Here is a 22,552-nt window from a genome sequence, read left to right as displayed (position 1 = left end):
CTGCAACCTTATCTGAACAACTGTCTATGGCGGGTCTGGAAGTTGACGGTATTGAACCTGTTGCCGGTGTATTTAGCGGTGTGATTGTGGGGAAAGTGGTTGCCTGTGGTCCGCATCCCGATGCTGACAAACTGCAAATTACCCAGGTAGATATTGGCCAGCCAGAATTACTGGATATTGTTTGTGGCGCAAAAAACTGCCGCCTGGGTTTAAAAGTTGCTGTGGCAACGGTTGGCGCTGTTTTGCCTGGCGATTTCGTGATTAAAAAGGCCAAGCTGCGTGGCCAGCCGTCAAATGGTATGTTGTGCTCGTTTTCAGAACTGGGTATGGCAGATGACTCTGACGGTATTATGGAGTTACCGGCTGATGCGCCGGTAGGTATTGATATCAGACAATATCTGGAACTGGATGACCATACCATTGAGGTAGATTTGACGCCCAACCGGGCCGACTGTCTGGGTATTAAAGGGCTGGCACGCGAAGTCGGCGTCTTAAATAAGTCTGCGGTCTGTCAGCCAGAAATGGCAGCAGTGGTGCCAACTATTAGCGAACAGAAAGCCATTACGTTGTCTGCTCCGCACGCGTGTCCGCGATATCTTGGCCGGGTGCTTAAAAACGTCGACCTCAGCCAGAGCAGTCCGTTATGGTTAACTGAAAAGTTGCGTCGTTGTGGCGTGCGAAGTATCGACCCGGTGGTTGATGTGACTAACTACGTTTTACTTGAGTTGGGCCATCCGATGCATGCGTTTGATTTAGATGAGCTCAATGGTGATATTGATGTTCGCTTTGCCCGGCAAGGCGAGAAGCTGGTTTTGCTTGATGAATCTGAAATTGAGCTGAAAACCAATACGCTGCTTATTGCCGATAGCGAAAAGCCTCTGGCTATGGCAGGTATTTTTGGTGGCGTGCAAAGCGGTGTTACCGGTAAAACCCGGCATATTTTCCTGGAAAGCGCATTTTTTTCACCACTGGCCATTGCTGGCAAAGCCCGGCAGTATGGTTTACACACTGATGCATCACACCGTTATGAACGTGGTGTTGATCCAGAGTTGCAGCGCACCGCTATAGAGCGTGCAACAGCATTACTGTTGCAGATTGTTGGTGGTGAAGCGGGCCCTGTGGTAGAAGCCGTTTCAGCAGAACACTTACCCAAAGTTGCTGAAATTAGCCTGACTGAAGCAAAACTTCTTCGATTATTAGGCCATCCGATAGCCAAGACAGAAGTAACCGATATTCTGACCCGTCTGGGCTTAACTGTCAGTGAAACAGCCAATGGCTGGGACGTGACTGTACCGGGGTACAGGTTTGATATTCAGATCAGTGAAGATCTGATTGAAGAGATTGCCCGGGTTTATGGTTATAACAACATACCTAATGTGGCGCCGCAGGCAGCGCTAAGTATGCGCAAATTCAGCGAGGCTGAGTTAAGTGTGCAGCGAATGAGGGAATTGCTGGTAGATCGTGGTTACCAGGAAGCAATAACCTACAGCTTCGTTGATCCTAAAGTACAGCAGGTGTTATTTCCGAATAAGCAGGCGCTTATTTTGCCTAACCCGATTTCAGCCGATATGTCGGCGATGCGACTGAATTTGTGGCCTGGTTTAATTCAGGCGGCACAGCATAATCAGAACCGGCAACAGTCGCGGTTGCGGTTATTTGAGTATGGCCTTAAGTTTATTCCGGATACGGCGGCAGAAGGCGGTGTTCGCCAGGTTGAAGTGATTGGTGGCCTGGTTGTTGGCTCTTTAAGCAACGAGCATTGGGCCATTACTGAACGTGCAGCTGATTTTTATGATGTAAAAGGTGACGTGGAAGCGCTGCTCAGTATCACATCGGCCACCACAGAAATCAGCTTTTGCCATGCAGAGCATAGCGCGTTGCATCCCGGACAGACTGCACAGATTATACGCGATGGAAAAGTTGTTGGTTACCTGGGGGCATTGCATCCGGAAGCCGAGCGGAAACTGGCAATTAAAGGCAAAGCGTATTTATTTGAACTGGAACTGGCAGCGCTTGGACAGCGTGCTATTGTTGAAGCTGAAGAGCTGTCAAAGTATCCGGCCAACCGTCGGGATCTGGCCGTAGTAGTGAAAACAGATGTGCGTTTTGCAGATATTGCTGCTAGTATAAAAAAAGTTGGCGTAAATCAATTGGTTGACCTAAAATTGTTTGACGTATATACCGGACAGGGTGTAGCAGACGGTTACAAGTCACTTGCTATTGCTCTGACCTTGCAGGATAAAGCACGTACGCTTGAGGATAAAGATATCCAGGTTGTTGTAAATCAAGTGGTTAGCGTGCTTAAAGACGAATTCGACGCAACGTTGAGGGATTAAGAATGGCGCTTACCAAAGCTGATTTAGCAGAACGCTTGTTTACCAAGTTTGGTGTTAGCAAACGTGATGCTAAATTGATAGTAGAAGCTTTTTTTGAAGAAATTCGTACCGCGCTGGAAGCGGGTGAACAGGTAAAGTTATCTGGCTTTGGTAACTTTGACTTACGGGTGAAAAATGAACGACCTGGTCGCAACCCGAAAACCGGCGAGGATATTCCGATTTCAGCCCGCTGTGTTGTTACATTCCGCCCGGGACAGAAACTAAAGTCCAGAGTAGAAACCGGTACCAGCAAAGCCTGACAAAAATGCACTGCAATACTGCGTAGTTAATTGTAAAAACGCATGCCGATTAGTTGCTGATGTGATGTTTGTCGTTGTAACTGTGCTGGTCAAAGTTAAGTGATTAAAACGGTAGTTACCTGACGGTAATTACCGTTTTTTTTATCTTATTTTTATGATGAATTTATCTCAGTATACTGATCCGTCTTCTGGCTTATGCTGTAAAGAAAAGGGTTCACTACTGTATTGTATTCGGAGTAGCCATTTCTCTTGTTCAAGGTAAAGCATTTAATGTCCGGGTTATTCATAAATGACAATTAAAATTGGTATCAGTGCCTGCGTAATTGGTGAACCTGTGCGTTTTGACGGCGGCCATAAAGCGTCAACCTTTTGTCTGCAGCAACTTAGGCCTCTGGTAAAGTTTGTAGCGATTTGCCCGGAGCAGGCAATTGGTCTGGGTGTTCCGCGGCCTGCTATCCGGTTGCAGCGGGACGCAAACGACCAGATTAAATTGGTACAAAGCCGTAACCCCGCTATTGACCATACTTCTGCAATGCTGACCTACACCGAAAAGTTGCTGCCCACCCTGGCTGATTTAAGCGGTTATGTGGTTTGTGCTAAATCGCCAAGTTGTGGCATGGAACGCGTAAGACTGTACGATGATGCTGGTCAGCAGTTAGGGAAAATCGGTGTGGGTATCTACACCCGGCAATTAATGCAACGTTACCCATGGTTACCGGTGGAGGAAGATGGCCGTTTACTTGACCCGGCGCTACGCGAAAATTTCATCACCCGCATTTATGCTTGTCATGATTACCAGCAGCAGATGCAACAAGGGTTCACAGTTGCCAAACTGGTCAGTTTTCATAGTCGGTACAAGTTTCTGGTGATGGCACACAGCCCGGTTGCTTACCGGGAATTAGGCCGGCTGGTAGCCAGCGCTAAGTTGTTTGATGCCGCCGAGTTGTCACAAAGATACCTGATAAACTTAATGCAGGCACTGACCAATATCGCCAGCCGCAAGCAGCATACTAATGTGTTGCAACATCTGCAGGGCTTTTTAAAAAAATCGCTTAGTCAGGCGGAAAAACAGGAGCTTGCCGATTTAATTCACCGTTACCGTCAGGGCTTTCTGCCATTGATGTCGCCACTTACCATGCTGACGCATCATTTACGTCAGCATCCAAACCAATACGTTTCAGCACAACGTTATCTGAATCCTTATCCGGAACAATTGGGCTTGAGGGCTTAGTATGTCAAAGATCACCTCATTGCATGTTGTCTGGCTTCGCAACGATTTACGATCATACGACAATGCGGCGCTGCATCATGCCACAGCGGCAGCGAACGACGAACAGAACAGCGCGGTGCTGGCATTGTTTATTGCCACACCGAAGACCTGGCAGCGTCATGATATGGCGCCAATCAGGCAGGATTTGCTGCGGCGAAGGGTGTTGCAGATGCAAACAGAGCTTGCCAGTCGCAACATAGCGCTAATGGCGCTAGAGGCCAGTAGTTACAGCGATTGTGCAAAGATTTTCAGTAAGTTAGCTGACGCTGGAATGGTTGCATTGTATGGACAAACTGAATATGAACTGCGTGAGCAACAGCGCGATAAAGAAATAACGCAGCAATTACAGCGGGCCGATATAACGGTTAACTGGTATGACAGATTATGCATTATGCCACCTGGCACTATTCTGACCCAGAGTGGTGATACTTATAAAGTGTTTACCCCTTTCAAACGTAACTGGCTGAGCCGGCTGCATGAACAGGAAATCCGCTGCTATTCAAAGCCGAAGGCCTCAGTATTGGTTGATGTTAAACAGCTGATGCAACAACTTGGGGTAAAGGAAATGGCTGACGGCGATGGTTGCTCAGCCGACTGGCCGGTTGCAGAGCAACAGGTACTTGATAAGCTTCGAGGCTTTTGCCAGCAGCAGGTTGCTGATTACAACGATAAACGGGATTTTCCAGCGGTAAAAGGGACATCCCGGTTGTCAGCTTATCTGGCATGCGGGGTGTTGTCGGCACAACAATGCGTTAACAGGTTGCAGATGGAAGCAGGGCCGGCACTGGAGCGGGAAAAAAGTGGTGCCAGCGTTTGGTTATCTGAACTTATCTGGCGAGAATTCTACAAGCATATTTTGCTGGCTTATCCTGACCTTATTAAACATAAACCGTTTCAGGCAGAGACTGCAGCTATTCGCTGGCGGCAGAATAAAACCCTGTTTAAAGCCTGGTGTGAAGGTAACACCGGTTATCCTATTGTTGATGCGGCAATGCGGCAATTGAACGATACCGGCTGGATGCATAACCGTTTACGAATGATAACGGCCAGTTTTCTGGTTAAAGATTTACAAATTGACTGGCGTTGGGGCGAGCAATATTTTATGTCTAAATTAATAGACGGAGAGTTTGCAGCCAATAATGGAGGCTGGCAGTGGGCGGCTTCTACCGGCACAGATGCAGCACCTTATTTTAGGATTTTTAATCCGGTAACCCAAAGTGAACGTTTTGATCCTGAAGGTGATTTTATCCGGCGCTTTGTGCCGGAGATAGCTCATGTTCAAGGCAAGGAAATTCACTGGCCGCACAAAAAATCTACCCCTTCAGGCTATTGCCCTGCGATAGTTGATCATGATGAAGCCAGAAAAATCACTCTGGCAATGTTTACTGAGGTTAAAAAGTCTGATGGTTAAGCGAACTGAAACGAAGTTGGCTGTTTTTCTGGATTTCTATAATTCGTTGTCACATGATGGATTAAACCAGCTTGCTGATATTTATACAGAAGATGTCATTTTTATAGATCCTGTGCATAAGATAACTGGCCGGCAGCATTTGACGGAATATTTTTCGCACGCCTATCAACGACTGACGTACTGTAACTTTGAACCAATCAGTCAGAGTGACGGTGAAAGCCTTAGTTTTATCAGTTGGATTATGACATTGTCCCATCCAGCGATTGCCGCTGGTAAGCCTGTTGAGGTTAATGGCTGCACTGAGCTTAGGTGGCGTGACCAGCACATTTATTACCACCGGGATTACTATGATCTGACCGAATTAGTGTACCAGCATGTGCCGGTGCTTGGTTGGGTAACAACACAAGTAAAACAAAAAATGGCGAAAGCCTGATAAAGGAAGCGTGAATGCGTATAGCAGTAATAGGTGGTGGTATTTCCGGGATGCTCAGCTGGTATTTATTACAGCAACAACATCAGGTAACCCTGTTTGAGAGCAATGATTATCTTGGCGGACATACTGCAACGGTGGATGTCGAAATTGCTGGCGAGTCTTATGCAATTGACACCGGTTTTATCGTTTTCAATGACTGGACCTACCCGATATTTAATAAATTTATTAAAGAGTTAGGTGTTGAAAAGCTGGATACTGAGATGAGCTTTTCAGTTAAGAATCCGAGTCGGGATCTGGAGTACAATGGCAACAACTTTGCCAGTTTGTTCGCCCAGAAACGTAATATTTTCCGCCCGTCTTTCTGGCGAATGTTAGCTGATATTGTTCGTTTCAATAAACTTGGCAAGCAATTAGTGGCAGATGACCATCCCGATCTGGACTTAAAGCTGGGCGAATTCCTGCATAAATATAAATTTGGCAAAGGGATGCGTGATAACTATTTATTACCAATGGGGGCGGCTATCTGGTCGGCAGGACTCACTGAAATGCCATCATTTCCGGTCCGGTTTTTTCTGAGGTTTTTTAACAATCACGGTTTACTTAATCTGGCAGACCGACCGCAATGGGCGGTGATTAAAGGCGGTTCGAAACGTTATGTCGAAGCGCTGTTAGATAAACTTGGCACGGAAAATTTAAGACTATCGCAGCAAATAAACTCAGTTGTCCGTGATGAACAGGGGGTTACGCTCAATTTTTCAAACGGTGAAACTGAACGTTTCGATAAAGTTATTTTTGCTTGTCATAGTGATCAGGCGCTGGCGTTACTCGGCAGTAGCGCAACAGCTGACGAGCAGGCAATACTTGGTGGCATTGCGTACCAGCAGAATGAAGTAGTGTTGCATACTGATACCAGTTTGTTGCCTGTGCGCCGTTCTGCGTGGGCTTCCTGGAATTACAATTTAGATGCTGCAGAGCGAAGCCGGGCTACCTTAACCTACAACATGAATATTTTGCAGCGGCTGCAGGCACCGGTTACGTTTTGTGTCACCTTAAATAACAGTGCCGCCATCGCCAGTGAAAAAATTCTCGGTACCTATCGCTATGCTCACCCGGTTTACAACATGATGACGATGGCTGCTCAGTTGCAACGAAAGGTCATTAATGGTCAGAATAATAGCTATTTTTGTGGGGCATACTGGTATAACGGTTTTCATGAAGATGGTGCCAGAAGTGCAGTGGACGTAGCAGCAATGTTTGGAATTGAGTACTGATGCAAACTGGCCATGCAGTTTATTGCGGTGAAGTGGGGCACAAACGTTTTGTGCCCAAGCAACATGGTTTCAGCTATTCACTCAGTGCATATTGGCTTGATTGCTCGCAGTTAACCGCGGAAAGTTTGTCGGCAGCAGGGATCGCCTGTGAGCGTTTTGGCGCAATTAGTTTCCGACGCCGGGACTACCTTGCAGGTGATGCTGAGCTTACTGTGGCTGTGCAGGATAAGGTACGTCAGTTGGGCGGTGACAAAGCGTTAGCTAAGGTGTTTCTGCTGACACCGCTGGCGAATTGGGGTTACTATTTTAGCCCGCTAACGCTTTATTATTGCTATGATTCCGATGAAGCGCTGTGTTATTTGCTGGCAGAGGTCAGCAATACCCCGTGGAATGAACGTCACTATTATTTGCAGACAATCAGTGTTGATACCACTCAGTCAGGGTTCTATCAACATGATAAAGCTTTTCATGTATCACCTTTTAACCCGATTGAGATGCAGTACCGCTGGCAAATTCCACCACCCGCTACTGAACTGTACTGTAGTATTACCAACTTAAAAGCGGAGCAGGCAATTTTCAGTGCCTGGGTTAACCTGAAACGCTTCGCGCTGACTAAAGCGAACCGGCGGCGGATCCTGATCCGTCATCCGTGGCAAAACGTACAGGTAATGTGGCGCATTTACTGGCAGGCATTAAAACTTTATTTAAAGGGTGTGCCGCTGCATCAACATCCAAAATCCAGGGAACAGTAGTTATGAGTTTATCGCTTACCAATCAGGCGGTTTTTGCAAATTTGGGTTGGTTTGACCGGCTTTGCCGTAAATTTACCCTGTCATTTTTAGGGCAGTTAAAGCAGGGTGATATTACCCTGATAGAAGGAGAACAGCGTTTTCAGCTAGGTGAGGCCGGAAGTGATTTAAAAGTAACGCTGACCGTAATTGACCCCGGATTTTACCAGAAACTGGTGCTTGCCGGCTCTGTCGGTGGTGGTGAGGCTTATATTGAAGGCTTGTGGCGCTGTGATAACTTAACTGCGCTGGTTCGTATTTTTGGTCGTAATTTACCGCTACTGGATAAAATGGACTCTACCTGGTCAAGGTTAAGCAGACCATTTCTGAAATTACTCAACTGGCGAAACAGTAACACTAAAGCTCAGGCTAAGAAGAATATCTCTGCCCATTATGACCTTGGTAATGATATGTATCAGCTGTTTTTAGATGACAGTATGATGTATTCAAGCGCGGTGTTTCCGTCGCCAACGGCTGACTTAGCGACAGCACAGCAACATAAGCTCAAGCAGATTTGTGATAAATTACAATTAACGCCTGCGGACCATCTGATTGAAATCGGCACCGGTTGGGGTGGGATGGCAATCTATGCCGCGCAGCATTATGGCTGCAAGGTTACCACTACTACTATTTCTGCCGAACAGTTTGCTTTTGCTAAAGCCAGAGTTGAAGAGCTTGGCTTGCAAGATCAGATAACATTGCTGTTTGACGATTATCGTGATTTAACCGGCCAGTTCGATAAACTGGTGTCAATCGAGATGATCGAAGCAGTTGGCGATAATTTTCTGGATGAGTATTTTCAGAAGTGCGCCAGTCTGCTTAAACCAGATGGTTTGATGGTGTTGCAGGCGATAACTATTGTTGATCAGCGGTATCAGCAGTATGTGCGCGAAGTGGACTTTATTAAGCGGTATGTGTTTCCAGGAGGTTGTCTGCCGTCAATAAGCAGGATGGCCACGGCGGTCAGCCGCAAAACTGATTTGGTGATCCGCCACGTTCAGGATATTGGTTTTGACTATGCTAAAACCCTGAAGCTCTGGTGCGACAATTTTATGCATCAGCGCGATGCTGTGCATCAGCTTGGTTATGACGATAATTTTATCCGGCTGTGGCATTTTTATCTGTGTTATTGTGAAGGTGGCTTTATGGAGCGGGCAACCAGTGCGGTACATATGGTATTGTCGAAGCCGGACAACCGTAGTGTCTGTTAGCGTGCCCGGTGTGCATTTTTTTCAGAGCGGCCGGTAAAATGTTCTTTATTTTTTAAAATCGGGTTAACAGTATTGTCTGGCGTTTTATAAAGTCGATATTAATCAGTTATTTATAATTATTTCTTTGTTGGTATAGGCATTGCAACACAATTAGTGTGGTTGCCGTAGCCAGGCAAACGCTTGAATTACGGCAAAGTGTCGTTCAGTAATCTAATGGAGAATGATGATGAATAGTGATATCGCAGAAGGCAAGTGGCGTCAGATGAAAGGCTCGGTTAAAGAGAAATGGGGCAAGTTGACTGACGATGATATTCAACAGGTTGACGGTAATTTCGAAAAGTTTTGTGGCAAAATGCAGGAACGTTACGGCATGAGTCGCGAGCAGGCAGAGCAGGAATTTGACCGGCTGAAAGACTGATACCGTTATTGGTAGTAAGTTAATACAGAGTGACGATAAAAAGGGCCGGTGGGCCCTTTTTTAATGCCCGCGCAAACGCTGAATCTTTGCACAACATTTCTTGCCGTCACTGTTGCGTCTGTTTTTGGTCATCTAAATCACTTTTTACCACTTTAAATCGGGTTAGCCCAATTAAGCGTCCGGATGCTGTTACCACCTGAACTTGCCAGTTGCCTGCAGGATAAGGTGGAAAAACCAATTTATGGCTCCAGGCGCGGTAGCCGGCATCACGGCCACCGCGAATATCCAGCACAATCCGGTCTACTTCCCGGCCATTAAGGATCCAGACGTGGTGAATTTGTTCTCTTAACCCTCTTGGTGCTCGTACTGCTGTCCAGGCATACAGGCCTTGCTCTAAATCTGCAACCGTGAGCTTGCTAATGTTTTGTCCAGCCTGGCGTTGTTCAGTATCAACCTGATGAGAGATCGTAATATCAGTCAGGCGGATGCCCGCTGGTGGCACCCAGCTGCGAAGTTGCCATAGGGTTAACGCCATCAGGCATAGCATGCTGAACAACAATGGAAGCCGCCACCAGCGGCCGGGAGGTAGCAACCGATCCAAGCTGGGTAAACTGAACAGCAGTGCTGCAACGATTGCAGCAATCAGGCTTTGCTGGGTGGTTAACTGCAGCAGTAACGGGAGTACTACCAGCATTACCACAAATAATGCCAAAGAGTGAAAAGCTACAAACAGGGCGTAACGTGTCGCCAGTACTTTATAGTAGAGTGGGTCAACAATTGATACCAACGCACACAACAGCAGCAGACTGGTAAAGATGGCCTGACCATGATCCCAGCTGGTTACGGCCAGAAAAAAAGGTAATGCAAAAAATAAACTTTCCTGATGAACCAGTTGGGTTAAAAACCGGATAACAATCGGAGAAATATTCCAGCCAAAACGACGCGCTAAACCGGCTCTTAGCCAGTTATCGGCTACCAGCAATATCCAGCTGACCAACATAACAGCAGCAATAAACTGGGCAATTGATTCTTTTCGTTCCACAAGGACATAACTGGCAATGCCACTGACAAAGGCCAAAACCGCCATCAGTCCGGCGTGACGCTGAAAAATATCCAGCACCCAACTGATTAGCGGTTGTAACCTGTTTATTGCCGGGTTGTCGGTTTTTTTAATTGCCAACTAGCATGATACCTGCGTCTAAAATTACGATTTTCTTATCTTTATAAAGCGTCCCGATGGCTTGCTTATAAGCTTTTTTGCTGACGCCGAATGTCTCATAGATGAGCTCTGGAGAGCTTTTATCATTTAATGCCAGCTTACCGCCATTTTGCTTTAATTTATTTAAAACCTGCTCGGTCAGCTCGAGTGCCTGTTTATAAGTGGTCGCCGTCAATCGCAAGTCTATTTTGCCGTCATCACGGACTTTAACAATGTAGGCAGTTTGTTTGTCACCCCGACGAAGCGGCTTAAAGACTTCATTTTTATACAACACCCCCCAGTGCTGCTGGTTTACCACTACTTTATATCCAATATCAGTCTGCTCGCTGACAATAATATTCACTTTATCACCGGGGTTATAGTGAGGCGTCGTTTTATGCAGGTGCCGGTCTAATTTAGTGGAAGCGACAATCCGGTTACTAACGTCCACATAACAGTAAACCAGATATTTCTGGCCTTCTTTCAACGGTATTTGTTGCTCGCTGAAAGGCACCAGTAAATCTTTTTTAAGACCCCAGTTTAAAAAAGCACCTACTTTAGTTACTGCAACTACCGGTAACATGGCGACCTGTCCAACCATAACCGCGGGCTTTTCCGTGGTGGCAATAAGCTGATCTTCAGAATCAAGATAAAGAAAAACCTGCAGGGACTGACCAATTTCTAACCCTTGCGGGGCAACATTATTTGGCAGTAATATTTCGCCCCAACTTAAACCGTCCAGATAAAAGCCAAATTTAACCTGCTTTTTAACCGTTAAGGTATTCAGGGTGCCCAGTGCAATCATTGCTAATCCAACTTCTTTTAACATTATTGCGTATTGTAACTGCTTTTAGTTGAGGCTGCAGAGCTTATTTAAGTTAAGAGGTGTAAGCTATAATGTTATTGAAACCAGTTTCGGGCTTACGCCGTAAACGTTACTTAATGCAGTAAACTGAAGTTAATACTGAGGTCATCAAAATGGATTGTCGGCAATGGCTGGATATTAAACAGTACGAATTTCTGCTGAACTGGTTTATGCGCAGACAGCAGGAGATTGGTTTAGCTGATTTAAATGAGCCCTATTCGTATGACGGGTATAGTCAGTACGATCAGCTCTGTCAGCAGCTGGTTAATGACGCTCGGATTGCATTTATAGAACGCTTTAGTGAACAGGCACCGCCCATTGTATTTACCAACTTATTTCACCTGGCAGAGTTGGAACTGGCTGGTAAACGGCCTAAACGAACCAGACTGAAGGCGCCAATAAACCTACAATAGCGTGTTTATTAATCACCCGGTTCCAGCCTTTTTAGCGCATCAGTCAGCATTGGCGTATCTAGTTTTTCGTCTAATGGTAGCAGGGTACCAGCTGACCATACGCCATAGCTGCCATCCTGGCGTAATATCACCATTTTATCTTTACGAATACTGACAATATCCTGCTTACTGATACTGAGTTTTGGTAACCTTGGTTTTTGTAACAGGTTGTCACCCAGCCAGCTATTTTCAGTATTGCAACCAGCGGAACTGAGTAGAGTCGGCAGCAGATCAAGATGTTGCGAGTTAACCTGCTTTACCTGCTCATGCAGTTGCGGCCAGCGGATCAGGGTTCTGACCGGGGCCAGCACAAAAGTGGGCTGTGTGCTGATAAGCGGCAAGATTATAATTCGCTGATATTGCTGATAGTCTGCCCAGTTTGCTTCAGGTGTCTCATCGAAAATGATGTTGGTAACTGCTATTGCTGATTGTTGTCCGGGCTCCAGCCAGGGTAACTTCGCAGTGATGGCAGACCACTTACTCCCGATAAACAGGGTATTGGTTGGTAACTGTTCGATAAATGCTGGCGACTGTGTTAATTGATGCCGGCTGTCATCAGTCAGTAAAAACTGACCATACAACAAATGCAGCAAAGCTTCAGTTTCGTTATTCGGTGCATAATGCTGGTCATGCCAACGCAAACCCTGCTGACGCATAAAGTCAGCGGTATCACCTGATATTCCGCTGGTGATCAGCACCAGTATTGGCTCTGCCTGCGTTGCCGAGCATTGCAGTTGTTGTAAACTGAGTTCTGGGCTGGAAATGCTTAGTCTGTCCGCCTGTCGCTGAGCACGTTTCGCTAAATCTACCAGTTGATATCTTGCTAAAAAGCTTTTAGCGGTAGCCGGATACGAAAAAGGCAAAACATTATCAAGTTTAGTGACATCCCATTTTAACCGAGCGTCTGCATATATATGAATAAGATGACTAAGCATAAAGCTGCTGATAAAAATCAGCAGTAAAGGCCGGCTGATTTTACTTTGCTTAAGCCGGGCAATTTTCTTCCAACAGTAATTGCTGATGACCAGCTCAATAGCAATGAGGATAGCGGCAACACAGCTGACAATAATGATGAAATTACGTAAGTTGGTAACAACCTGCTGTCGAAGCAGTTCTATAGTTTGATGATATGAGGTACTGCCAATATGATAGCCCAGGTTTGCATAAACATATGCATCAAAAATCAGCACAACCATACCGCCAGTTGCCAGCACTGCAGCCAGGCCCCGCACGTGTTTCTGGTAAGGAAAGACTAGTGACAGCGGAAACACGGTGATGATAAAGAACATAAAACACAAAAAAGCAGTATGTCCTAACCAGTAACAAATCAGGTATATCCAGCCGAGCAGGGTTTCCGGTGCTGGCTCAGACAGCCAGTAAACGCTGGTAACAACCAGCGCCAGTAATATATTAAAAAAACTGAACCAATGGCCCCAACTTAACAGCCGATTGACTTTTTTAACCAGTGATAAGTTCTGTTCGATGACCATTGGTACCTAGTGGCTGCTGGCGTTGACGGCATCAGCCAGTGCCTGGCTGAAATGATTGGCGACAGCAGTGCGTTGGGCTTGAGAGACGCTACTATTTATTACATGACTGACCGCATTACCTAAACACATCAGGGCGAGCTCTGTTGTTGCGTTGTTACTATGCAGTGTCTCCAGTAACTGATTTACCAGATTTTCAATTTGTGCAGTGGAATACTTTGATACAATGGGCATGCGTTACTCAGACTAAGATGATATTCAGACTAAAGAATAGTATCAGATTTCAGTTAAAACAGGAAAAATTATGTCCGTCGATGTTTTGCATTTAGCTATTAACTATATTGATCTGGCAGCCAGTGGCGAACACAGTGCTCATTACCGCGAGCAATTAATTGGGACGGACGGGTCGGTATCGACACTGCTTGAACAACTACACTTGGCTTACAACGGCAAACCGGCAAAGGGCTACGCCAGTTTTTCTGATGATAAAGATCCGGCTGTGCCTCAGGCGCTGGCCAGTTGGCAGGCTGCAGATACTGATTATCTGGGTTTTACCAAAGCTATGACTGACGCATTAGTTAACCAGCTAAGTACTCATCAGCTGCCCGAAACCGGTTACCTTGTTCTTGGTCATTACCGCTATCTGGCCAGCGAGTTTCTTATCGTTTGTCTGCTTGGAAGCAAAGATCACTTTGCTTTAACTGAACAGCTGGATTTGTCGACATCACGGCATCTTGATATCGCGAGGATGCAGCTGGCCGCGAGAATAGATCTTACTGAATATCAGGTAAATGCTGGCGCCGGCAATTACATCAGCTTTATCCGCGGCCGGGCAGGGCGTAAAGTTGCAGATTTTTTCCTGGATTTCCTCGGCTGTGCTGAGGGCACAGATGCACGGCAGAACAGTCAGAAAGTACTTGCTTCGGTTGAGGAATACTTCGCCGCCGCTGAATTTGAACAAGGTGAGAAAACCTCTGCCAGGCGCCAGGTTTTTGACTACTGTGAAGAGCGCGCAAAGGCGGGGCAGGACGTGGTGTTAGCGGAGCTTTCAGCGGTAGTCGATCCGGAACAGGAAAACGGCTTTTTGCATTATTGCGCTGAACAGCAGCTTGAGGTGGCGGAGCAATTTCCGGTTGAAGTGAAAGAGCTGAAAAAAATGGTGAAGTTTAATGGTGCCGGCGGAGGCATCTCATTGAGTTTTGATGAGAAATTACTGGGAGACAGAGTGCAGTATGATGCAGGCACTGATACCTTAATTATTAAGGGTACGCCACCTAATCTGCGGGATCAGTTGCAGCGGTTCACTCAGGGCTATTCGGCTTTTCAGCGCCAACGCGACGACGACTAAGATCATCAGCGTTATGGGAAGGCTCAGAGGATGTTTCCTTGGCATCTTTCAGGCTGGGCATTTTCATGCTGGCGGAATGTTTTACCAGCATAATATTGCCGATGATTATGCCAAAGCCAGCCAACAGGGCCCAGAATAATGGCCAGTTCATTCGTTGTCCTCACAAATATTGATAACATAAGTCTGATATAGTTGGGCCAAATTAGCCAGCACGGCTTGCTGCTCGGCAATAGGATGTTGCCCCAGGCAATTTTGCAAAGTCTGCATTGTTAACGCCTTTTGGTAGGGTTTTGCAATCGGGGCATAGCTCAGATGCCAGGGCTCTGGCGCTACACCACCCCGGTATTTTTTATAGGGCCGAAAAAAGCCAAACTTTGCTGCTTCTGTTTCAAGCCATTGGTTTAATCGGTTAAAAGGCCCGCTCTCGCTATACTCAGATTGCAATAACTGCGGCCGGTAATCTGATGTTACGGCGGCTGCATCATAAATATCCAGTTCAGTACCCCAATGATGTCTGCTGGCGCCTGGCAGGGCCGAAAACAACATAATGGCTTCCAGTTTTTTCAGGCCGCTCAGCTTGCTGATCTCAACCTGTTGTTGCTGAAGATTATAAACCGGACGTGTTCCTTCGCATTTCGCCTGCCAGATAGCAGCCTGACGCTGAAAACTGCGGAATGCTGATGCAATAGCGATGGTTATACCGTCAGCAGCGGCGGCCTGTTGTAGTTTCTGCCACGCTGGTTGCATCTGCTGATGAATAAGCTGACCGTTTGCCAGTGCGCTCAGATGCTCTTCACTGCATCCGGTCAGTATTTCCGCTGTTAGGGTTGGAGGTGTCATGCGGTAAGCTTTTGCTGAAGCTGTTGCAGCAGCGCCTGATAAATATCAGCAAGCACGGTCAGATCATGGATTGACACACACTCATTAACCTTATGAATAGTGGCATTGCATGGTCCCAGCTCTACCACCTGAGCCCCGGTTGGCGCTATAAAACGTCCGTCTGAGGTGCCGCCAGTTGTTTCAAGTCGCGGTGTAAAGCCCTGAACCTGCTCTACTGCTGCAACAACAGACTCAACTAAACTGCCACTGTCGGTCAGGAACGGCAAGCCGTTCAATACCCAGTCCAGCTGATATTTCAGGCCGTATTTATCGAGCATGGCATAGACACGTTGCTGTAATTGCTCTGCAGAAACTTCTGTACTGTAGCGAAAGTTAAACATCACTTTCAGCTCACCCGGAACAATATTTGATGCGCCGGTTCCGGCGTTGATATTGGCGATCTGAAAGCTGGTGGCGGGAAAAAAACGATTGCCCTGATCCCATTGCTCCGCAGCGAGTTCGGCCAGAGCCGGCGCAGCTTTATGCACCGGGTTGTCAGCTAAATGAGGATAAGCAACATGCCCCTGAATACCTTGCACTGTCAGGTGGCCGGTTAATGAGCCACGCCGGCCATTTTTAATGACATCGGCCAGTTTCTGGCCACTGGAAGGCTCTCCTACTAAACACCAGCTTATCTTTTCATTTCTTTGTTCCAGCGTGTCGACGACCCGGACCGTACCATTAACAAAAGGGCCTTCTTCATCGCTGGTAATTAAGAAGGCAATATCAAATGCCGGCTCAGGACAAAGCGCCAGAAATCGCTCAGTTGCCAGCACCATAGCCGCCAGGCTACCTTTCATATCAGCAGCGCCACGACCAAATAAGTTGTCGCCAATTATGGTTGGCGTGAATGGTGGCGTGTGCCACTGGCTAACGGGTCCGGTTGGCACCACATCAGTGTGACCGGCAAAGCAAAACAAGGGTTTACCATTACCACGTCTTGCCCATAAGTTAAGCGTGTCTTCAAATTCTAACACTTCGATGTTAAAACCGACTGCAGCCAAACGCTCAGCCATTAGTGGCTGACAACCTGCATCATTAGGTGTAACAGACTCCCGTGACATCAAGTCCATTGCCAGAGACAATACCGGGTTTTGCTGAGGATCTAACCAGTTCATCTTAATCTTCCAGAAGTTTTTCATATTGTTCAGCATTAAAACCAAGAATATAAGTATCCTTTACCTGCAACAGCGGCCTTTTAATCATGGCGGGTTGTTGCTGCATCAGTGCTAACGCGGATTGCTCTGTCAGATTGGCTTTGGTCTCGGCGGGTAGTGCCCGGTAGGTGGTGCCCCGGGTATTTAACAGGTTCTGCCAGCCCAGTTGCTGGCTGAAAGTGGCCAGTAGCTCAGAACTCAGACCGTCCTGACGATAATCAACAAATTGGTAGTCTATTTGATGTTGCTCCAGCCATTTTCTGGCTTTCTTAATGGTGTCACAGTTTTTAATACCGTACATTTTCATCATAGAGAACTCATTCTTTTTAGCAGGGCATTTCACCCGGCGATCATCTGCAAAAAAACTACTGATAATACTACCGCAATACCAAACCATTTTCTGCTGTTAGTTTTTTTGGATTCATTAAAGCTGAACGATTTGCAGTGGTGGTATCAGTTAAATATGACATAACGATGACTTGGTGATGAATTTTTATCGAAACAGTTTTTTTGGGTGATAAAAATACTGACAGTTGCTGATAATACCAATGTACATTGCAAAAACTTGTCCACAGCTTCTGTGGGTAAGATTGTTGGTAACAGTCGGCTATCTTTATAACGCTCTGAAAATAAAGAATAATTAAGTTGGCCTGAAAATTGTATAATTACAATATGGCTAAATTTTGCCGTATTTATATCAAAAATAACAGTTGGCTGAACATGGATCCGAATTATGCCGGCTTTACCGTTAATCTGACCAACTTAATGATACAACTTGTTCTGCGCAACGTAATGGAACTATGCTAAAGTTAAATTTAGCCGTTGTTACGAGTAGAGGCTATTGGTATGAAAATATTTGCGCTACTGCAGGAAGGTCGCCAGTACAGTCTGGTTTGGCCGGTTAGACCTGAGCTGAACCCGGTATTTCTGGAAAATAAAGTTATTCAGTTGACTGCTCTTGGCTTTCGCTATTTGCCCGGGTTGGCGGTATTGACAGCATTTTTCCAGTTAACCATGCTTGGAAGCGGTTTTACAGGGCAAATTCTGGCAATGATGTTGTTTATTTTGTCTTTACCACTTCAAGGTTGGTACTGGCTGGGGGTACGTTCGTCAACCCGCTTGCCACCAGCGCTGATAAACTGGTGCCGGCAACTTCATCAGCAAATGCAGGAGCAGGGAGTGGAAACGTCAGCTGTGAATGAACCCCGTCACTATTCTGATTTGGCTAACACCTTAGCTGTTGCCTATAAACAGCTGGATAAAACCTTTATGCGGCCCTGGCTTTAAGCCGCATAAAGTGTCAGCTCATAGTTATAGTTATTGTTCAGTTATCTAAATCAAATACAGACCAGACCGGCGCATGATCTGAAGGCCGTTCGATCCCCCGAAGTTGATAATCGATGCCGGAACCAGTACACAACGCTGCCAATGGTTTGGTTGCCATCACCACATCTATTCGCAGGCCCCTGTTGTCGTCAAACCCTTTGGAACGATAATCGAACCAGCTAAACTGACTGTTTTCGTCCGGATACAGCTGGCGGTAGGTATCAATTAAGCCCCAGTCTTTTAAGCGTTGCAACCAGGCACGCTCTTCTGGCAGAAACGAGGTTTTCCCTTCCCGCAACCAGCGTTTAGCATTGGCTTCACCAATACCGATATCAGAATCAACAGGGGAAATATTAATATCACCTATTACGGTCAGATAATCTTCTGCACTATGGTTCGACTCGATATAGTGCTGCAGATCATCATAAAATTTTTGTTTGGCGGGGAATTTTGTTGGATGGCTCCGGTTTTCGCCCTGCGGAAAATAACCATTCATTACGGTTAATGTTTTGCCATTTGCCAAATTATACTGCCCAATCAGCATTCTGCGCTGGGCGTCATCAGCATCGCCTGGGAAACCATATTGCATGTGGCTGGCGGCTTGTTTACTTAAAATTGCTACGCCATAATGGCCTTTTTGACCAAAGTGATACACATGGTAGCCCATCGCCATCACCTGGGTCATCGGGAATTCATCATCGTGTACTTTAATTTCCTGTAAGCCAATGATATCGGGTTGATGTTTGTCAATCAGAGCCTGCAGCTGGTGAAGTCGTGCACGAATACCATTAATATTAAAAGAGATTATTTTCATGTTTAGTTATATGCCTCAACCTGTAACAAGCCGGCATCATAACATGCAGGCCTGTCAGACGGTAACTGTTCAAGGCTGCCGATGTTGAGAACAGCATTGAGAACAATTTTGAGAACATTATTCAGAACAATGCCCGTTGCAGAATGTGAGCCATCTCCTTACCAGATTGTCTACAGCCGTCGCAGGAGTCTGGCGATAATAGTCCGTCAGGGCAAAGTGACGGTGCGTGCACCGTTTGGATGCAGCAACAGACAGATAGAACAACTGCTAACAGCCAAACAGTCATGGATCCAGCGACATTTATTACATCAGCAGGCCCGGCCGCACGGGTTAAACTGGCAGCAACGTTCAGAAATTTTGTTGGCAGGGGAGCGATATAACGTTATTTTTAGTCGGGCCGCGAAAAGCGATGTCTATATTGATAATGATACTATTGTTATTCTGGTCAGCACCCGTGTCGCTGCTACAAACCTGACAACATGGCACGATAAATTACTTAACCGCTGGTTAGAAGCGCAGGCGGCCGCATCCTTTAGCATGCGTTTACAGGCTTGGGCTGAAGTGATGGGGGTGAGTTACAGCAAACTTAAACTGGGCCAGTGGCAACGTCGCTGGGGCTATTGCGATAGTTTCGGGGTTATTGGACTTAACTGGCGGTTGGTTATGGCGCCCGGTTGGGTCATTGATTATGTGATGGTTCACGAACTGGCCCACCGGTTAGCGATGGACCATTCAGTGTACTTCTGGCAAATAGTCAGCCAGAACCTACCAGATTATCAGCAAGCTATTTCCTGGTTGAGTTATTATCAGCAGGAACTACTCATCTAGTCTTGTCAGTTTTGCCTGGCTAAAACAAAAAAAACGCCGGTTTACACCAGCGTTAAACTAAGGACAACTTAAATTTCAGGGAGAGAAGTAAACACAACATTACAACTATTATCTCTGACCGGGCAGTATCTAAATAATTCCATAAAATTTTATTTTTTTCACTTTTTGCATTTTTATTACGTTCTGGTTTACTCTGCTGGCAACTTTTACCGGGCTGCCGCAATAACGACCGTTCGGACTAAACAAAAAGAATGGAATTTTCAGCATGACCAACAGATTGCGCTTACTGCAGTTAACCAAGCTGCTAGATGTCACTCGCTTAAATGAAAAAGATGAGCCTCAACTAATGGCTGACTGGCTTAAACAGCAACCACAGTTGCCGGTTACTGTTGCCGCTTATTGCGTTTATCCGGATTATCTGTCGAAGTTAAAACATTTTATGCAGAACTACGGCCAACAGTTTGAATTAGCTACCGTAGTCAATTTTCCGGGGGGGGATCTGTCGTTACCTGTAGTGTGTAAGCAAATTGAAGCTGCGCTGGCGGCCGGGGCAACTGAAATTGATTGCGTGATGCCATATCAGGCGCTGCTGCGGGGTGATCAGCAATACGCAACTGAGTTTTTAAGTGATGTGCGACGCTACTGTAAAACAGCTTGTCTTAAAATAATTATTGAATCGGGAGAGCTTATTACTGCGCAGCAGGTTGCCAGGGCAACGGAGATTGCTATTAATTGCGGTGCTGATTTTGTTAAGTCATCAACCGGTAAGGTTGCGGTCGGTATTACTGAAGAGGCCGCCAGGATTATGCTGACAATTATCGCCTCTGCCGACCGTACGGTAGGCTTTAAGGCATCGGGCGGCGTTCGCACAGTTACGCAGGCACTGCAGTTAATTGACCTGTATGAGCAGATAACCGGGGTTACGGCAACCAGCGCTACTATGCGAATTGGTGCCAGCGCGCTGGTAACTGAATTGGCGGAACAGTTGGCTGGCGATTAAGCAGCTGCCTGACACTACTTCCGTCGCTTTTCGGGTTTTAATTGTGAAAACTGGTTGAGCAGTTCCTGATAGCGCTTCCGATGGTTTTCAGGTAATGGCATATTGTCGACAATTCTGAAGGCTTTTTTACAGCGCTCAAGCATATTGCCACCAGGGCCGTAACTCTGTGTTTTAAGCAGTTGCAAGCTGGTTTGAATTACGTTTAAAGCACAACCTGTATTCATCGGGGCCAGTTCCAGTGCTTGCTCAAACAAAGCATGCGCGGCCATATGCTGGCCTTCTTTATATTGACGGATACCATCTTTATTCAACTGAGCAAAGTGTTGTTGTTGTGATTGGTTCTGCCGTTGTTGTTCTGAAAGTAGTCTTTGCAACACCGGATCTGCTTTAAGCGCTGGATCGATAAGCAGTGCCAGCTTTTCCGCCTGCTCAAACTCACCAATCTGATTTAATAATAATACGGTATCAGGCATAACCTGTTGTTGCGTTTCTGCGTGTTCTGCAACCGCTGCATAGGTTTTCTTCGCCTGAAATTGCTGGCCGTTCACTGAGTCGAGCCGGGCCTGACATAATATTTCAAATAAATCGAAGTCGGTTTCCCGGATAAGATTGTCATCTCGGCGCGCCCGTTGCAGGGCAATGGCAACTTCCTGTGAATAACGGTTTCGCTGTTGCGGATCATCACTCAGGGTTGCAGCGGCAATGATACTTCGAATGTAGTTTAGTAAATGAACAACATCCTGACGCATTGAACGGCGGGTAATTTCATACAATTGTTTGCTGGCAAGCACTTTAGCATTGGTGTCTTCCAACGCATGGGCGATATCCATATACAGATACTGGCGCTGCATAGAGTAGGGGGCAATTTCAGTAGCTGCCTGAATACAACTGAATGCCTGCTCAGGGTCGTTGTCTGCCAGATAGCTACGCGCTTTAATGTCAAAAGCTTCAGCAAACAATCGGTTCTCTTCTAATGCTTCGTCACAAAGGGCATGGCTTTCTGCCAGACGTTGCTGCTCAAAGCATACTTTGGCCATCAATAATAAAGCCCAGCCGTTGCGTCTTTGCTCAAGACAGCTCTGCAGGACCTGTTCGGCTTCAGCAAATTGTTTTAAGGCGATAAAGTTCTCTGCCAGTACCCGTTTACAGAATTGCTGATAACGGCCAGCTGCACTTATTTCCTGCTGACAAAGCTCTATTACCTGTTCAGAATTGTTGTCATACAACGCCTGAAACAATTCAGCCAGCTGGGCTTTTTTATTCTGAATACGAATTATCCTACTGCGAAGCACACTTTGTGAAAAGGGTTTAACCAGGTAGTCATCGGGCTCAAGTTCTACAGCACTGACTACCACCGGTACTGAGTTTTCACCGGTAACCAGCATAAAGATGCTATGAGGTTTCAATAATTTTTTTTCTCGTAAATCCTCAAGTAACTGTTTGCCGTTTTTGCCAACACCCAGATGGTAATCGACAAACAAAATGTCGTAATCAATATTACTGCATTTAGCCAATGCTTGTTCGCCAGTAGGCGCAAAAGCAACGTTGGTTGCGCCCATTGAATAGAGCACACCTTTAAACATTAACTGGAATGCGCGCTGGTCATCAACGATCAACACCCGTTGATTTTCCAAAGTCTTATTTTGCATTAGCGCCTATACTCTAGCCTGAATAAGCTAAGTGTCGGAAAAATAGTGCAGTTTAGCAAGCAAATTAATTGCAGCTGGCGTGGTAATTAAACGAAGAGGTGACAACACAGAA

The 22,552-nt window shown here is 46.2% G+C and carries 24 protein-coding genes; 14 read left to right on the top strand and 10 right to left on the bottom strand.

What is annotated here, in order from left to right; all coding sequences use genetic code 11:
- From pheT to KQY15_RS18130, 9 genes are all read left to right on the top strand, one after another.
- Nucleotides 1–2,336: phenylalanine--tRNA ligase subunit beta (gene pheT / locus KQY15_RS18170; RefSeq protein ID WP_217671349.1), on the top strand; the 2,336-nt coding region annotated here is incomplete at its 5' end.
- A gap of 2 nt (nucleotides 2,337–2,338) precedes the next feature.
- Nucleotides 2,339–2,635, top strand: coding sequence for an integration host factor subunit alpha (ihfA, locus tag KQY15_RS18165; protein WP_213997103.1), 297 nt, complete (start codon nucleotides 2,339–2,341; stop codon nucleotides 2,633–2,635).
- Nucleotides 2,636–2,924: 289 nt separating this feature from the next.
- Nucleotides 2,925–3,866, top strand: coding sequence for a YbgA family protein (locus KQY15_RS18160; protein WP_217671348.1), 942 nt, complete (start codon nucleotides 2,925–2,927; stop codon nucleotides 3,864–3,866).
- 1 nt (nucleotide 3,867) lies between these two features.
- Complete coding sequence (gene phrB, locus KQY15_RS18155; RefSeq protein ID WP_217671347.1) at nucleotides 3,868–5,316, top strand: deoxyribodipyrimidine photo-lyase; 1,449 nt, start codon at nucleotides 3,868–3,870, stop codon at nucleotides 5,314–5,316.
- Nucleotides 5,309–5,749: a nuclear transport factor 2 family protein gene (locus KQY15_RS18150; protein WP_217671346.1), complete on the top strand. Its 441-nt coding sequence runs from the start codon at nucleotides 5,309–5,311 to the stop codon at nucleotides 5,747–5,749. The genes phrB and KQY15_RS18150 overlap by 8 nt, the downstream gene beginning before the upstream one ends.
- Nucleotides 5,750–5,763: 14 nt before the next feature.
- Complete coding sequence (locus tag KQY15_RS18145; protein WP_217671345.1) at nucleotides 5,764–7,020, top strand: NAD(P)/FAD-dependent oxidoreductase; 1,257 nt, start codon at nucleotides 5,764–5,766, stop codon at nucleotides 7,018–7,020.
- Entirely contained in the window at nucleotides 7,020–7,772 is a 753-nt protein-coding gene (locus KQY15_RS18140) for a DUF1365 domain-containing protein (RefSeq protein ID WP_217671344.1), read from the top strand. The genes KQY15_RS18145 and KQY15_RS18140 overlap by 1 nt, the downstream gene beginning before the upstream one ends.
- Nucleotides 7,773–7,774: 2 nt before the next feature.
- The gene (locus tag KQY15_RS18135) at nucleotides 7,775–9,019 is read left to right on the top strand and encodes an SAM-dependent methyltransferase (RefSeq protein ID WP_217671343.1); all 1,245 of its coding nucleotides are present in this window, start codon (nucleotides 7,775–7,777) and stop codon (nucleotides 9,017–9,019) included.
- 226 nt (nucleotides 9,020–9,245) lie between these two features.
- Complete coding sequence (locus KQY15_RS18130) at nucleotides 9,246–9,437, top strand: CsbD family protein (RefSeq protein WP_217671342.1); 192 nt, start codon at nucleotides 9,246–9,248, stop codon at nucleotides 9,435–9,437.
- A gap of 106 nt (nucleotides 9,438–9,543) precedes the next feature.
- Here KQY15_RS18130 and KQY15_RS18125 read toward each other — a convergent pair whose 3' ends face one another.
- Together KQY15_RS18125 and KQY15_RS18120 are read right to left on the bottom strand one after the other, a co-directional pair.
- The gene (locus tag KQY15_RS18125) at nucleotides 9,544–10,617 is read right to left on the bottom strand and encodes a DUF5924 family protein (RefSeq protein WP_217671341.1); all 1,074 of its coding nucleotides are present in this window, start codon (nucleotides 10,615–10,617) and stop codon (nucleotides 9,544–9,546) included.
- Entirely contained in the window at nucleotides 10,607–11,440 is an 834-nt protein-coding gene (locus tag KQY15_RS18120; RefSeq protein ID WP_217671340.1) for a CvfB family protein, read from the bottom strand. The genes KQY15_RS18125 and KQY15_RS18120 overlap by 11 nt, the downstream gene beginning before the upstream one ends.
- A 173-nt stretch (nucleotides 11,441–11,613) precedes the next feature.
- Between KQY15_RS18120 and KQY15_RS18115 the strand changes: the two genes are divergently transcribed.
- Nucleotides 11,614–11,913 carry a hypothetical protein gene (locus KQY15_RS18115; protein WP_217671339.1) on the top strand — a complete coding sequence of 100 codons (300 nt, stop codon included), beginning with the start codon at nucleotides 11,614–11,616 and terminating at the stop codon, nucleotides 11,911–11,913.
- An 8-nt stretch (nucleotides 11,914–11,921) separates the two neighbouring features.
- Here KQY15_RS18115 and KQY15_RS18110 read toward each other — a convergent pair whose 3' ends face one another.
- Complete coding sequence (locus KQY15_RS18110; protein WP_217671338.1) at nucleotides 11,922–13,442, bottom strand: DUF3413 domain-containing protein; 1,521 nt, start codon at nucleotides 13,440–13,442, stop codon at nucleotides 11,922–11,924.
- A 6-nt stretch (nucleotides 13,443–13,448) separates the two neighbouring features.
- On the bottom strand, nucleotides 13,449–13,673 hold the full coding sequence (locus KQY15_RS18105; protein WP_217671337.1) for a YejL family protein: 225 nt from the start codon (nucleotides 13,671–13,673) through the stop codon (nucleotides 13,449–13,451).
- 70 nt (nucleotides 13,674–13,743) lie between these two features.
- Here KQY15_RS18105 and yejK point away from each other — a divergent pair, with 70 nt between their 5' ends.
- Complete coding sequence (gene yejK / locus KQY15_RS18100) at nucleotides 13,744–14,787, top strand: nucleoid-associated protein YejK (RefSeq protein WP_217671336.1); 1,044 nt, start codon at nucleotides 13,744–13,746, stop codon at nucleotides 14,785–14,787.
- Here the strand turns inward: yejK and KQY15_RS18095 are convergent.
- Genes KQY15_RS18095 through KQY15_RS18080 form a run of 4 tightly spaced genes read right to left on the bottom strand, consistent with a single transcriptional unit; the run spans nucleotide 14,741 to nucleotide 17,133 of the window.
- A complete protein-coding gene (locus KQY15_RS18095) occupies nucleotides 14,741–14,938 on the bottom strand; it encodes a DUF2897 family protein (RefSeq protein ID WP_217671335.1) in 198 nt (65 codons plus the stop codon). The two genes, yejK and KQY15_RS18095, sit on opposite strands and share 47 nt — an antisense overlap.
- Nucleotides 14,935–15,627, bottom strand: coding sequence for a M15 family metallopeptidase (locus KQY15_RS18090; RefSeq protein ID WP_217671334.1), 693 nt, complete (start codon nucleotides 15,625–15,627; stop codon nucleotides 14,935–14,937). The genes KQY15_RS18095 and KQY15_RS18090 overlap by 4 nt, the downstream gene beginning before the upstream one ends.
- A complete protein-coding gene (dapE, locus tag KQY15_RS18085; RefSeq protein WP_217671333.1) occupies nucleotides 15,624–16,784 on the bottom strand; it encodes a succinyl-diaminopimelate desuccinylase in 1,161 nt (386 codons plus the stop codon). Before dapE ends, KQY15_RS18090 begins: the two co-directional genes overlap by 4 nt.
- A 1-nt stretch (nucleotide 16,785) precedes the next feature.
- On the bottom strand, nucleotides 16,786–17,133 hold the full coding sequence (locus tag KQY15_RS18080; RefSeq protein ID WP_217671332.1) for an ArsC family reductase: 348 nt from the start codon (nucleotides 17,131–17,133) through the stop codon (nucleotides 16,786–16,788).
- Nucleotides 17,134–17,669: 536 nt separating this feature from the next.
- On the opposite strand from KQY15_RS18080, the gene yfbV reads away from it, so the two are divergent.
- On the top strand, nucleotides 17,670–18,110 hold the full coding sequence (yfbV, locus tag KQY15_RS18075; protein WP_217671331.1) for a terminus macrodomain insulation protein YfbV: 441 nt from the start codon (nucleotides 17,670–17,672) through the stop codon (nucleotides 18,108–18,110).
- Between the two features lie 37 nt (nucleotides 18,111–18,147).
- Here the strand turns inward: yfbV and xthA are convergent, their stop codons facing one another.
- The gene (xthA, locus tag KQY15_RS18070) at nucleotides 18,148–18,963 is read right to left on the bottom strand and encodes an exodeoxyribonuclease III (RefSeq protein WP_217671330.1); all 816 of its coding nucleotides are present in this window, start codon (nucleotides 18,961–18,963) and stop codon (nucleotides 18,148–18,150) included.
- 108 nt (nucleotides 18,964–19,071) lie between these two features.
- Between xthA and KQY15_RS18065 the strand changes: the two genes are divergently transcribed.
- Nucleotides 19,072–19,791: a M48 family metallopeptidase gene (locus KQY15_RS18065; protein ID WP_217671329.1), complete on the top strand. Its 720-nt coding sequence runs from the start codon at nucleotides 19,072–19,074 to the stop codon at nucleotides 19,789–19,791.
- A 265-nt stretch (nucleotides 19,792–20,056) separates the two neighbouring features.
- Nucleotides 20,057–20,791: a deoxyribose-phosphate aldolase gene (deoC, locus tag KQY15_RS18060; RefSeq protein WP_217671328.1), complete on the top strand. Its 735-nt coding sequence runs from the start codon at nucleotides 20,057–20,059 to the stop codon at nucleotides 20,789–20,791.
- 14 nt (nucleotides 20,792–20,805) lie between these two features.
- On the opposite strand, the gene KQY15_RS18055 is transcribed toward deoC, so the two are convergent.
- Nucleotides 20,806–22,440, bottom strand: a complete 1,635-nt coding sequence (locus tag KQY15_RS18055; protein WP_217671327.1) for a response regulator — start codon at nucleotides 22,438–22,440, stop codon at nucleotides 20,806–20,808.
- Between the last annotated feature and the right edge of the window lie 112 nt (nucleotides 22,441–22,552).

The organism is Arsukibacterium indicum, assembly GCF_019100565.1.
GTDB lineage: Bacteria > Pseudomonadota > Gammaproteobacteria > Enterobacterales > Alteromonadaceae > Alishewanella > Alishewanella indicum.
The sequence above is the reverse complement of the archived record's forward strand: the minus strand, read 5'-3'. Positions and strand labels throughout refer to the sequence as shown.